We start from the raw sequence: 12,342 nt of genomic DNA, 5'->3' as shown, positions 1-12,342 counted from the left end.
CGTCCGTCGCCAAATCCTGTTTGTTTCGTTCAGAAACAATTTACTCTCGGTTCTGTCCAGCGGGTGGGCGATCGGCTGGCCGATCGCCCGGAGCCGGTTAGGCTCGGTCCCGCAGAGCCGACGCGGTCCTGCGGACCCGCGCGTCACACCGAAGCGTCACATTGAAGAAGGAGATGCTCGTGCCGTCCATCGACGTCGTCGTAGCCCGGGAAATCCTGGACTCCCGAGGCAACCCCACGGTCGAGGTCGAGGTCGGCCTCGACGACGGCAGCACGGGTCGTGCCGCCGTTCCGTCCGGCGCCTCCACCGGTGCCTTCGAGGCCATCGAACTCCGTGACGGCGACCCGGGCCGTTACCTCGGCAAGGGCGTCGAGAAGGCCGTCCTCGCCGTCATCGAGCAGATCGGCCCGGAGCTGGTCGGATACGACGCCACCGAGCAGCGCCTGATCGACCAGGCCATGTTCGACCTGGACGCCACCGACAACAAGGGCTCGCTCGGCGCCAACGCCATCCTCGGCGTCTCCCTCGCCGTCGCGCACGCCGCCTCCGAGGCAAGCGACCTGCCGCTCTTCCGCTACCTGGGCGGCCCCAACGCGCACCTGCTGCCGGTGCCGATGATGAACATCCTGAACGGCGGCTCGCACGCCGACTCCAACGTGGACATCCAGGAGTTCATGATCGCCCCGATCGGCGCGGAGTCCTTCTCCGAGGCCCTGCGCTGGGGCGCCGAGGTCTACCACACGCTGAAGAAGGTCCTGAAGAACAAGGGCCTGGCCACCGGCCTCGGCGACGAGGGCGGCTTCGCCCCGAACCTCGGCTCCAACCGCGAGGCGCTCGACCTCATCCTCGAGGCGATCAAGGAGGCCGGCTACACCCCCGGCGAGCAGATCGCCCTCGCGCTCGACGTCGCCGCGTCCGAGTTCTACAAGGACGGCTCCTACGCCTTCGAGGGCAAGAGCCGCACCGCCGCCGAGATGACCGAGTACTACGCCGAGCTGGTCGAGGCGTACCCGCTGGTCTCCATCGAGGACCCGCTGTTCGAGGACGACTGGGACGGCTGGAACACCATCACCGCCAAGCTCGGCGACAAGGTGCAGCTCGTCGGCGACGACCTGTTCGTCACCAACCCGGAGCGCCTGGCCCGCGGCATCGAGGAGAACTCGGCCAACGCCCTGCTCGTCAAGGTCAACCAGATCGGTTCGCTGACCGAGACCCTGGACGCCGTGGAGCTGGCCCAGCGCAACGGCTTCAAGTGCATGATGTCCCACCGCTCCGGCGAGACCGAGGACGTCACCATCGCCGACCTGGCCGTCGCCACCAACTGCGGCCAGATCAAGACCGGCGCCCCGGCCCGCTCCGAGCGCGTCGCCAAGTACAACCAGCTGCTGCGCATCGAGGAGATCCTCGACGACGCCGCGGTGTACGCCGGCCGCAGCGCCTTCCCCCGCTTCAAGGGCTGAGCGCCGCCGTCACAGGCGGCGTCGTACGTACGTCCCCGTACTCGGTCCCGTACCGTGTGCGGGGACGTACGCACGTGTGGACGGGAAGCGGGGACAGACATGGCGGTGAAGGACCGGGACCGTTTCTCCACCGCGACCAGGATCCGGATCATCGGGGAACAGACCGCGGCCCGGGTCTACCGCTCGCAGACCAAGCGCCAGGCCCGTCGCTCCCGGCTGACCGGCCGGGCCGCGCTGCTCGCGATGGTGCTCTGCTCCCTCGTCGTGGCGCTCGCCTATCCGATACGGCAGTACGTCGCCCAGCGCGCCGAGATCGCCGACCTGCGGCGGGAGCAGCAGGAGACCCGGGACCGGGTCGAGGAACTGCGCGACCTCAAGGCGCGCTGGCAGGACGACGCCTACGCCGAGCAGCAGGTCCGGCTGCGGCTGCACTACGTGATGCCGGGGGAGACGGGGTTCGTCGTCGTCGACCCGGACGCCGCCAGGAAGGCCCGCGCCGAGTCCGGCGGCGCCGACCGCCCCTGGTACCGGAACGTCTGGGACGGTGTCGACAAGGCCGACGCCGCCGCCCGCCGGCCGTGAACCGACCGCGCCGGCACTGACTCAACAGGAAGACCAGCAGAAGACAGTCATGCAGACTCCCCCGCCGACCACGCCGCGCACCGAGCCCACCGACGCGGACGTGCTGGCCTTCAAGCAGCAGCTCGGCCGTCCTCCGCGCGGCCTGCGCGCCATCGCGCACCGCTGCCCCTGCGGACAGCCGGACGTCGTGGAGACGGCGCCGCGGCTGCCCGACGGCACGCCCTTCCCGACGCTGTACTACCTGACGTGCCCGAAGGCGGCCTCCGCCATCGGCACGCTGGAGGCGAACGGCGTGATGAAGGAGATGACCGAGCGCCTCGCCGCCGACCCGGAGCTGGCCGCCGCCTACCGCGCGGCGCACGAGGACTACATCCGGCGCCGCGACGAGATCGAGGAGCTGACCGGATTCCCGAGCGCGGGCGGCATGCCGGACCGGGTCAAGTGCCTGCACGTGCTGGTCGCCCACTCGCTGGCGGCCGGGCCCGGCGTCAATCCGCTGGGCGACGAGGCGATCGCGCTGCTGCCCGAGTGGTGGCGCAAGGGTCCGTGCGTGACGCCCGCCGGCCCCGCCGGCCAGGAGGACGCCCAGTGACCCGGGTCGCCGCCGTCGACTGCGGCACGAACTCCATCCGGCTGCTGGTCGCGGACGCGGACCCGGCCACCGGTGAGCTGACCGACCTGGACCGCCGCATGACCATCGTGCGGCTCGGCCAGGGCGTGGACCGCACCGGGCGGCTGGCGCCGGAGGCGCTGGAGCGGACCTTCGCCGCCTGCCGCGAGTACGCCGAGGTGATCAAGGAGCACGGCGCCGAGCGGCTGCGCTTCGTGGCGACCTCCGCCTCCCGGGACGCGGAGAACCGCGACGACTTCGTGCGCGGGGTGCTGGACATCCTCGGCGTGGAGCCGGAGGTCATCTCCGGCGACCAGGAGGCGGAGTTCTCCTTCACCGGGGCGACCAGGGAGCTGGCGGGGCGCGACCACCTCGACCGGCCCTACCTGGTCGTCGACATCGGGGGCGGATCCACCGAGTTCGTGGTGGGCGACGACCGGGTGCGCGCCGCCCGTTCGGTGGACGTCGGCTGCGTGCGGATGACCGAGCGGCACCTGGTGCGCGAGGGCGCGGTGACCGACCCGCCCACCGCCGAGCAGGTCCGGGCGATGCGGGCCGACATCGAGGCGGCGCTCGACCTCGCCGAGGAGACGGTGCCGCTGCGCGAGGCGCGCACGCTGGTCGGGCTGGCCGGTTCGGTGACGACGGTGTCCGCCATCGCGCAGGAGCTGCCCGCGTACGACTCGGCCGCCATCCACCACTCCCGGGTCTCCCGGGACCGGGTCCGGGAGATCACCGACTGGCTGCTGCGCTCCACGCACGCCGAGCGGGCGGCCGTCCCCTCCATGCACCCGGGCCGCGTCGACGTGATCGCGGCGGGCGCGCTGGTGCTGCTCTCGATCATGGAGCGGACGGGTGCGGAGGAGGTCGTCGTGAGCGAGCACGACATCCTCGACGGCATCGCGTGGTCGGTCGCGTAGCCGCGCGGGGTGCCGGTCTGAGCAGGACGGACGACGATTGAGCGGCCGCCGGGGGGCCTCACGGGCCTCCCGGTGACGTCCCGTCCGGAAAGTTCGTGAAGTTCTTCACAAGGAATTGGGCCCTGTCGGACGACGAAAGCGCGGTCGTTGACCCTTTTGGGGTGTCAACTGCCCTTTGAACGTGTTCAGGACGGTGCTCGGAGGGTGCCTCGGAGGCGGGCCGCGAGCGGGTGGCCCACCCTCCCCGGCGGCACGGAGGAGCAGCTCACGCGGCATTGACAACGGGGTGTGAGGGGGGCCGGTTCCTCGCCTCACCATGATCTCCGTCACGTGAGTGGCGGATGGTAACACAGACCTAACACGAGCTTGTGAAGGGGCGCACGAACGACCCCCCTGGGACGGGTGGATACTCGATGGCATGAGCACCACGGAGCGTCCCAGGATCCTCGTAGTAGGCGGTGGGTACGTAGGCCTGTACGCAGCTCGACGCATCCAGAAGAAGATGCGTTACGGCGAGGCGACCGTCACCGTCGTCGACCCGCGGTCGTACATGACCTACCAGCCCTTCCTCCCCGAAGCCGCCGCCGGCAGCATCTCCCCCCGACACGTCGTCGTCCCCCTCAGGCGCGTGCTCCCCAAGGCGGAGGTCCTCACCGGCCGGGTCACCACCATCGACCAGGACCGCAAGGTCGCCACGATCGCCCCGCTGGTGGGCGAGGCGTACGAGCTGCCCTTCGACTACCTGGTCATCGCCATGGGCGCGGTCTCCCGCACCTTCCCGATCCCCGGCCTCGCCGAGCAGGGCATCGGCATGAAGGGCATCGAGGAGTCCATCGGCCTGCGCAACCACGTCTTGGAGCAGCTGGACAAGGCCGACTCCACCACCGACGAGGAGATCCGCCGCAAGGCGCTCACCTTCGTCTTCATCGGCGGCGGTTTCGCCGGCGCGGAGACCATCGGTGAGGTCGAGGACATGGCCCGCGACGCGGCCAAGTACTACACCAACGTCTCCCGCGAGGACATGCGCTTCGTCCTCGTCGACGCCGCCGACAAGATCCTCCCCGAGGTCGGCCCCAAGCTCGGCCAGTACGGCAAGGAGCACCTCGAGGGCCGCGGCGTCGAGGTCTACCTGTCCACCTCCATGGACTCCTGCGTCGACGGCCACGTGGTGCTGAAGAACGGGCTGGAGGTCGACTCCAACACCATCGTGTGGACGGCCGGCGTCAAGCCCAACCCGGCGCTCTCCCGCTTCGGCCTGCCGCTGGGTCCCCGCGGTCACGTCGACTGCGAGCCGACCCTCCAGGTCAAGGGCACCGACTACATCTGGGCCGCGGGCGACAACGCCCAGGTGCCGGACCTCGTCGGCCGCAAGGCGGGCAACGAGAACGCCTGGTGCCCGCCGAACGCCCAGCACGCGCTGCGCCAGGCCAAGGTCCTCGGCGACAACGTGATCTCCGGCATGCGGGGCTTCCCGCAGAAGGAGTACAGCCACGCCAACAAGGGCGCGGTGGCGGGCCTCGGCCTGCACAAGGGCGTCGCGATGATCGTCATGGGCAAGATGAAGATCAAGCTCAAGGGCCGTCTCGCCTGGTACATGCACCGTGGCTACCACGGCATGGCGATGCCGACGTTCAACCGGAAGATCCGCGTCTTCGCGGACTGGACCCTCGGCATGTTCCTCAAGCGCGAGGTCGTCTCCCTCGGTGCGATGGAGACTCCGCGCGAGGAGTTCTACGAGGCCGCCAAGCCGGCGCCGGTCGCCCCGCCGAAGGCCGCCGGCCAGAGCGAGAAGGCCGCGTCGTCGGAGAAGTCCGAGGAGAAGGCCAAGGCCTCCTGACCCCGGCTCCCGAGCGTCGGTAGTACCCGCGGTACCCCGAAGGGGCCGCCCGCCATCCGTGGTGCGGGCGGCCCCTTCGCGTTGCTCCGGCGGAGCGACGATCTCGATGGTGTGTACAAGTATTTTGCCGAGTCGTAACGCGCGCCGGGGACTGTACGGCGGGCTCCCAGGTGTTTACGTGGTGTTGGACATTCCGGGATCGCACATCACGGAGGTACGCCATGGCTGACGCCGCGCTGCGGCTGCAGAACCTCTTCGAACAGTTGCTGGGAGCACCCCTGAGGGTGCGCATCCGCGCCTGGGACGGTTCCGAGGCGGGCCCGCCGGGTGCGCCGGCCCTCGTCGTCCGCAACCGCAGGGCCCTGCGCCGCCTGCTGTTCAAGCCGGGTGAACTCGGCCTGGCCCGCGCCTGGGTGGCCGGCGACGTCGACGTCGACGGAGACCTCTACACCGTCCTCGAAGCCATGGCCGGACTCGTCTGGGAGCGCGGCGAGGACGCCCGCTCCATGGCCGAGGCGCTGCGCGACCCCGAGGTCCGGGCCGCCGTACGCGGACTGGTGCGCCTCGCCGGGCCGCCGCTGCCGCCCGCACCGCCGCCGGAGGAGATCCGCCGGGCCCGCGGCCACCTGCACACCAAGCGCAGCGACAGACGGGCCATCAGCCACCACTACGACGTGGGCAACGACTTCTACGAACTCGTCCTCGGCCCGTCCATGGTGTACTCCTGCGCCTACTGGCCGGCCCTTCCGGCCGAGGGCGGCACCCTGGAGGACGCCCAGCGCGACAAGCTCGAACTCGTCAGCCGCAAGCTCGGCCTGAGCCCCGGTCAGCGCCTCCTCGACGTCGGCTGCGGCTGGGGCTCCATGGCGATCCACGCGGCCCGCGAGTACGGGGTGAGCGTCGTCGGCGTGACGCTCTCCCAGGAACAGGCGGTCTACGCCCGCAAGCGCGTCGCCGACGAGGGCCTCACCGACCGGGTGGAGATCCGCGTCCAGGACTACCGGGACGTGTCCGACGGGCCGTACGACGCCATCTCGTCCATCGGCATGGCCGAGCACGTCGGCGCCGAGCGCTATCTGGAGTACGCCACCGACCTGCACCGGCTCCTCAAGCCCGGTGGACGGCTGCTGAACCACCAGATCGCCCGCCGCCCCCAGCGGGACGAGTCCGCCTACCAGGTCGACGAGTTCATCGACGCCTACGTCTTCCCGGACGGCGAACTCGCCCCCGTCGGCACCACCGTCACCCAGCTGGAGCGGGCCGGGTTCGAGGTGCGCGACGTGGAGGCCATCCGCGAGCACTACGCGCTCACCCTGCGCCGCTGGGTCGCCAACCTGGAGGCCGAGTGGGCGGCGGCCCTGAAGCTGGTCAGCCCCGGCCGCGCCCGCGTCTGGCGGCTGTACATGGCCGCCTCCGCGCTCGCCTTCGAGCGCAACCGCATCGGCGTCAACCAGGTCCTCGCCGTGAAGACGCCCGCCTCGGGCGACTCCGGGATGCCGCTGCGGGCCCGCGTGTGGGGCGCGCCCGACCGGGCCTGACCCCCACCCGACCCGAAGGGCCGGGCCCCCGTGCGGGGAGCCCGGCCCTTTGGTGTACCGCGTCGCGGCCAGGTCACTCGGCCTTGATCGCGTTCAGCATGTTCAGCCGGGCGGCGTTGCGGGCCGGCCACATGGCGGCCAGGACACCCACCAGAGCGGCCAGCGCCACGAAGATCCCGATCCGGCCCCAGGGCAGGACCAGCGCGTACCCCGGGATGCTCTCCGCGACGGTCTCGCCGATCGCCCAGCCGAGGAACGTGCCGAGACCGATGCCGACCACCGCGCCGAACACCGAGATGACGACGGCCTCCAGCCGCACCATCCGCTTCACCCGGCGCCGGTCCAGACCGATCGCGCGCAGCATGCCGATCTCCTGCTGCCGTTCGAAGACGGACATCGCGAGGGTGTTGACGACGCCGAGCACCGCGATGATCAGGGCCATCGCCAGCAGGCCGTACATGACGTTCAGCAGGGTGTTGATGGCACCGCCGAACTCGTCGCGGATGTCCTGCCGGTCCATCACGGTGATCGCGGGGTTGTCGCCGAGCGCGTTGACGAGGACCTTCTCGTTCGCCGCCGACTGGCCGCCGTCGGTCTTCACGAAGATCTGCCGGATGGACGGCTTGGCCTCGTGCCCCGCCACCACCTTCCGGTCCACCAGGACGGGGGAGAGGAACTCGCTGTCCTTGTAGACGGCGCCGACCGTCAGCTTCGCCTTCTCGTCGTCGTCGAAGGTGACGGAGACGGTGTCGCCGGGCTTCCAGCCCCTGCTCTCGGCCGTCTTCTCGGCGACCGCGATCCGGCCCTGGGCGAGCGAGGCCGCGTTGCCGCTGACGGTGTCGACGGTCAGGACCTTCTCGATGTCGCCCGGGGTGACCGCGGAGGCGGACACGAAGTCGCCGTCGACCCGGAAGTAGGCGTCCTGCTGCGGCGAGACCGCGGAGACGCCGTCGGCCTTCTCCAGGGCCGTCAGCGCGGACCGGTCGAGGTCGCCTCCGTTGGCCATCGAGACCATGTAGTCGGCCCTGATGTTGTCCGTGGTCATCTTGTCGATGGCCGCGCCGACCGTGACGCCCAGCACCGACAGGGCGGTCACCAGCGTCAGTCCGATCGCCAGCGCCGAGGCGGTGGCGCCGGTACGGCGCGGGTTGCGGACCGCGTTCTGGCCGGCCAGCTTGCCCGCCACCCCGAACGGCCCGACGAGCAGCGGACGGACGAGTGCGATCACGGGCCGGGACAGCAGCGGGATGAGGACGATCACGCCGATCAGCGCCAGGAACGCGCCCGCGCCGATGTACAGCCGGCCGTCGTCGCCGCCGGTCGAGGCGCCCGCCACGATCCCCACCGCGCCGAGGGCGGTGACGGCGGCGCCGATGGAGTTGCGCAGCACCAGCGACTTGGTGGTGGCCACCGCGTGGACGCTGTTCATGGCCGCCACCGGCGGGATCTTCGCGGCCCGGCGGCCCGGCAGCCAGGCGGCGAACACCGTGATCAGCACGCCCACCACGAACGCCGCGACCACCGGGGTGGCGGACAGGACCAGCGGACCGGCCGGCATCTTCATGTCGAACGCGGCCATGCCGGAGCGCAGTCCGACGGCGAGACCGACGCCGAGGGCGAAGCCGACGGCCGAGGCCACCAGACCCACCACCGCGGCCTCGGCGAGCACCGAGCGGGTGATCTGCCTGCGGGACGCGCCGACGGCCCGCATCAGGGCGATTTCCTTGGTGCGCTGGGCGACCAGCATCGTGAACGTGTTGGAGATCAGGAAGATGCCGACGAAGAGCGCGATGCCCGCGAAACCGAGCAGGACCTGCTTGAGGTTGCCCATGCCCTGTTCGATCTGGTCGGCCTGCTCGTCCGCGAGCGCCTGGCCCGTCTGCGCCTCGGCGGTCTCCGGCAGCAGCGGCTCGACCGCCTTCAGGACCCGCGCGTCGTCGGCGCCGGGGGCGGCGGCCACGGTGGCGCTCTCGAAGTAGCCGGGCTGGAGGTACTGCCGCTGGGCGACGGCGGTGTCGAAGAGGACGAGGCTGCCGCCGGCGTTGACGGCGCCGTCCTCGGTGGTGAACACACCGCTGAGGGTGTACTCCTTCACCGGGCCGTTGGTCGCCACGCGTACCCGGTCGCCGACCTTGTACTCGCCCTTGCCGGCGGACTCCTCGTCCAGGGCGATCTGGTCGTCCTTCACCGGGCCGGAGCCGTCGGTGAACGTGTACGCGGTGTCCTTGCCGTCCTTGCCGGGCGCGAAGTTGGAGCCCTTGTTGGACCAGCCGACGCCGATGAGCTTCCCGTCGGGGTCGGCGACACCGGCGAAGCCCTCGACGCGGCCGTACACCCCGGCGACGCCGTCCACGGCGGAGATCTTGTCGAGGACCTCGCCGGAGAGGCCGGGCTCCTCCTTGGGGTTGTCCGGGTCGGCGTGCGAGCTGACGGCGACGGCGACGTCGTCGTAGCTCTTCGCGGACTGGTTGCGGAAGGCGTTGGAGAGGGTGTCGGCGAAGACCAGGGTGCCCGACACGAACGCCACGCCGAGCATCACGGCGAGCACGGTCATCAACAACCTGGCCTTGTGCGCGAAGACGTTGCGCAAGGCGGTACGGAACATGGGGGTCTTCTCTGTCCAGACGTACGGGCGTACGGGGTACGGGGTGGGGGCGGGCGGCGAGCGGACGGAACGTCAGCTGGTGCGGCCCTTGGCGTCGAACCGCTTCATGCGGTCCAGCACCGCGTCGGCCGTCGGCCCGTACAGCTCGTCGACGATGCGCCCGTCGGCGAGGAAGACCACCCGGTCCGCGTAGGCCGCGGCCACCGGGTCGTGGGTCACCATCACCACCGTCTGGCCCAGCTCCCGCACCGAGTTGCGCAGGAAGCCCAGCACCTCGGCGCCGGAACGGGAGTCGAGGTTTCCGGTCGGCTCGTCACCGAAGATGATCTCCGGCCGGGAGGCCAGCGCCCGGGCCACGGCGACCCGCTGCTGCTGGCCGCCGGAGAGCTGGGCGGGGCGGTGCCCGAGCCGGCCGGAGAGGCCGACCATCTCGATCACGGAGTCCACCCACTGCTTGTCCGGCTTGCGGCCCGCGATGTCCATCGGGAGGGTGATGTTCTCCAGCGCGGTCAGCGTCGGCAGCAGGTTGAACGCCTGGAAGATGAAGCCGATCTTGTCCCGGCGCAACTTGGTCAGCTGCTTGTCCTTCAGCGAGCCCAGCTCGGTCTCACCGATGCGCACGGAGCCCGAGGAGAAGGTGTCGAGTCCGGCCACGCAGTGCATCAGGGTGGACTTGCCGGAGCCGGAGGGGCCCATGATGGCGGTCAGCTCGGCCTGCCGGAAGTCGATGGAGACGCGGTCCAGGGCGACCACCTGGGTCTCACCCTGGCCGTAGATCTTGGACAGCTCCGTGGCGCGTGCGGCCACGACGGTGGACCGGTCGGCGATGGGTGCGGTGGTCACGGGAAGGGCGCTCCTGTCGGTACGGCGTGTGCTCGGGGACGTCTCCCATCGTTCCTCCCGGACGGCGCCGTGTAGTCAGCCGCTGTTCCGGTTTCGGGGGGCGACTTCGGTCGGACGGGCGGCGGCGGTGTCATACCTGCGGATGACGGCCGACCCCGACGGCGGAACGGGGCGGGCGCCCTGACCGGGACGGTGAAATCCCGTCATTCCACGTGCGCCGAGGGCCACCGCCCGCGAGGCTGTTGGCGAGTACTGATGGCCTGAACCAGGAACTGATGGACCCTCAGGCGCCAATAAAATAAGACAACATCGCACCTCCCGCCCACGGTTCGGGAGGTGTGTCCCGATAGGCTCAAGGGACTCGACGCGGAGCCCATGGCCTGCCCGGATGGTGGAATGCAGACACGGCGAGCTTAAACCTCGCTGCCCCTTCGAGGGCGTGCCGGTTCAAGTCCGGCTCCGGGCACTTCCGACGCTTCCCTTCAGCTCCGCAGCCTCCCGGCCCCCTGAACCGTTGACAGCGGCGTGCGTGTGGTCGGAAACTCCTCTCGGCATTCGGTGAAGGAAATTTCACCAGGCGAACGAGCAAACACGAACGAAGGGACGACCGATGCGCACCACCGTCGGCATCATCGGGGCCGGCCCCGCCGGACTCCTGCTGGCCCGGCTGCTCCACAACGCCGGGATCGACTCGGTCGTCCTGGAGAGCCGCGACCGCGCCTACGTCGAGCGCAGGCAGCGCGCCGGGATCCTGGAGCAGGGCACGGTGGACGTGCTGCGCGCGGCCGGGGCGGGGGAGCGGATGGACCGCGAGGGGCTGCGCCACGACGGCATCGAGCTGCGCTTCGACCGGCGGCGCCACCGCGTGGACTTCCCCGCGCTCACCGGCGGCAGGTCCGTCATGGTCTACGCCCAGACCGAGGTCTGCAAGGACCTCATCGCCCTCCAGCTGGAGGACGGCGGCCCGCTGCTCTTCGAGGCCGAGGCGCTGGCCGTGGAGGGCGCCGAGACCGACCGCCCGCGCATCCGCTTCCGGCACGGCGGCGCCGACGGCGACGCGGGGACGGAGGACGTCCTGGAGTGCGACTACGTCGTCGGCTGCGACGGCTTCTGGGGCATCGCCCGGACGGCGGTCCCAGGCGGCCGCACCTTCGAACGGACGTACCCCTTCGGCTGGCTCGGCATCCTCGCCGACGTCGCCCCCTCCCACGACGAGCTGGTCTATGCCCGCCACGACCGCGGCTTCGCCCTGCTGTCCATGCGCTCCCCCTCCGTCTCCCGCCTCTACCTCCAGGTCCCCGCGGACACGGACGCCGACAGCTGGAGCGACGACGAGATCTGGGCCGAGCTGGAGCGCCGCTTCGAGACCGACGACGACTGGACGCTGCGCCGCGGCCCCATCACCCAGAAGTCCGTCACCCCCATGCGCTCCTACGTCCACGAGCCCATGCGGCACGGCCGCCTCTTCCTGGCCGGCGACGCCGCGCACATCGTGCCGCCCACCGGTGCCAAGGGCCTCAACCTCGCCGTCGGCGACGTCGTCACCCTCGCGCGGGCCCTGGCCCACCGCGCCGGGACCGGCTCCGACGCGCTGCTCGACGCCTACTCCGCCACCTGCCTGCGCCGCGTCTGGCAGGCCGAGCGGTTCTCGTACGACATGACGACCCTGCTCCACCGTGATCCGGCCGCCACGCCCTTCGACGACCGCCTCCAGGTGGCCCGCCTGGACCGGATCGCCTCCTCCCGCGCCGCCGAGACCGACCTCGCCGAGGCCTACACCGGGTTCCCGATCGGGTGAGCGGTCCCGGACGTCCCGTGGGGCCCCGGCCGTGAGGGGAATCACTGATCGGCGTAGCGTGTTGTGCGCCAGAGCGAGGGAAAGATCCTCCCCAAGCAGTAGGGTCATTCCTTTGCCGTTCTATTACTCTTGAGCCAAGGCTGCGCCGT

9 protein-coding genes and 1 tRNA gene are annotated in these 12,342 nt (G+C 70.8%); 8 read left to right on the top strand and 2 right to left on the bottom strand.

The window, feature by feature from the left end:
- Nucleotides 1–179 precede the first annotated feature (179 nt).
- The 6 genes from eno to ACZ67M_RS29640 all read left to right on the top strand — a co-directional run bounded on the left by eno (nt 180) and on the right by ACZ67M_RS29640 (nt 6,947).
- The gene (gene eno, locus ACZ67M_RS29665) at nt 180–1,460 is read left to right on the top strand and encodes a phosphopyruvate hydratase (protein ID WP_079155847.1); all 1,281 of its coding nucleotides are present in this window, start codon (nt 180–182) and stop codon (nt 1,458–1,460) included.
- A gap of 99 nt (nt 1,461–1,559) precedes the next feature.
- Complete coding sequence (locus tag ACZ67M_RS29660) at nt 1,560–2,042, top strand: FtsB family cell division protein (protein ID WP_125491366.1); 483 nt, start codon at nt 1,560–1,562, stop codon at nt 2,040–2,042.
- A gap of 49 nt (nt 2,043–2,091) precedes the next feature.
- Nucleotides 2,092–2,634: a DUF501 domain-containing protein gene (locus ACZ67M_RS29655; protein ID WP_234961097.1), complete on the top strand. Its 543-nt coding sequence runs from the start codon at nt 2,092–2,094 to the stop codon at nt 2,632–2,634.
- Nucleotides 2,631–3,572 (top strand): Ppx/GppA phosphatase family protein, encoded by a 942-nt coding sequence (locus ACZ67M_RS29650; RefSeq protein WP_392017501.1) that lies wholly within the window; start codon nt 2,631–2,633, stop codon nt 3,570–3,572. Before ACZ67M_RS29655 ends, ACZ67M_RS29650 begins: the two co-directional genes overlap by 4 nt.
- Nucleotides 3,573–3,990: 418 nt before the next feature.
- Nucleotides 3,991–5,409, top strand: coding sequence for an NAD(P)/FAD-dependent oxidoreductase (locus tag ACZ67M_RS29645; RefSeq protein WP_361357920.1), 1,419 nt, complete (start codon nt 3,991–3,993; stop codon nt 5,407–5,409).
- A gap of 221 nt (nt 5,410–5,630) precedes the next feature.
- Nucleotides 5,631–6,947: a class I SAM-dependent methyltransferase gene (locus ACZ67M_RS29640; RefSeq protein WP_469853615.1), complete on the top strand. Its 1,317-nt coding sequence runs from the start codon at nt 5,631–5,633 to the stop codon at nt 6,945–6,947.
- Nucleotides 6,948–7,020: 73 nt separating this feature from the next.
- On the opposite strand, the gene ACZ67M_RS29635 is transcribed toward ACZ67M_RS29640, so the two are convergent.
- Nucleotides 7,021–9,552 carry an ABC transporter permease gene (locus ACZ67M_RS29635; RefSeq protein ID WP_392017506.1) on the bottom strand — a complete coding sequence of 844 codons (2,532 nt, stop codon included), beginning with the start codon at nt 9,550–9,552 and terminating at the stop codon, nt 7,021–7,023.
- A gap of 72 nt (nt 9,553–9,624) precedes the next feature.
- Nucleotides 9,625–10,395 (bottom strand): ABC transporter ATP-binding protein, encoded by a 771-nt coding sequence (locus ACZ67M_RS29630; protein WP_161342920.1) that lies wholly within the window; start codon nt 10,393–10,395, stop codon nt 9,625–9,627.
- A 382-nt stretch (nt 10,396–10,777) separates the two neighbouring features.
- Between ACZ67M_RS29630 and ACZ67M_RS29625 the strand changes: the two genes are divergently transcribed.
- Both ACZ67M_RS29625 and ACZ67M_RS29620 read left to right on the top strand, forming a co-directional pair.
- A tRNA-Leu gene (locus tag ACZ67M_RS29625) sits at nt 10,778–10,861 on the top strand.
- 144 nt (nt 10,862–11,005) lie between these two features.
- The gene (locus ACZ67M_RS29620) at nt 11,006–12,193 is read left to right on the top strand and encodes a 4-hydroxybenzoate 3-monooxygenase (protein WP_385802760.1); all 1,188 of its coding nucleotides are present in this window, start codon (nt 11,006–11,008) and stop codon (nt 12,191–12,193) included.
- The last annotated feature ends 149 nt before the right edge of the window (nt 12,194–12,342 follow it).

This window comes from Streptomyces sp. NPDC107500 (assembly GCF_055582785.1).
Note: the sequence above shows the minus strand (reverse complement) of the source record. Positions and strands in the feature narration are given on the sequence as shown.

Excerpts from the sequence above, each read along its gene's own strand:
- ACZ67M_RS29645 (WP_361357920.1), top strand. The coding sequence starts at position 3,991 with ATGAGCACCACGGAGCGTCCCAGGATCCTCGTAGTAGGCGGTGGGTAC.
- ACZ67M_RS29620 (WP_385802760.1), top strand. The coding sequence starts at position 11,006 with ATGCGCACCACCGTCGGCATCATCGGGGCCGGCCCCGCCGGACTCCTG.
- ACZ67M_RS29660 (WP_125491366.1), top strand. The coding sequence starts at position 1,560 with ATGGCGGTGAAGGACCGGGACCGTTTCTCCACCGCGACCAGGATCCGG.
- ACZ67M_RS29640 (WP_469853615.1), top strand. The coding sequence starts at position 5,631 with ATGGCTGACGCCGCGCTGCGGCTGCAGAACCTCTTCGAACAGTTGCTG.
- ACZ67M_RS29635 (WP_392017506.1), bottom strand. The coding sequence starts at position 9,552 with ATGTTCCGTACCGCCTTGCGCAACGTCTTCGCGCACAAGGCCAGGTTG.
- ACZ67M_RS29655 (WP_234961097.1), top strand. The coding sequence starts at position 2,092 with ATGCAGACTCCCCCGCCGACCACGCCGCGCACCGAGCCCACCGACGCG.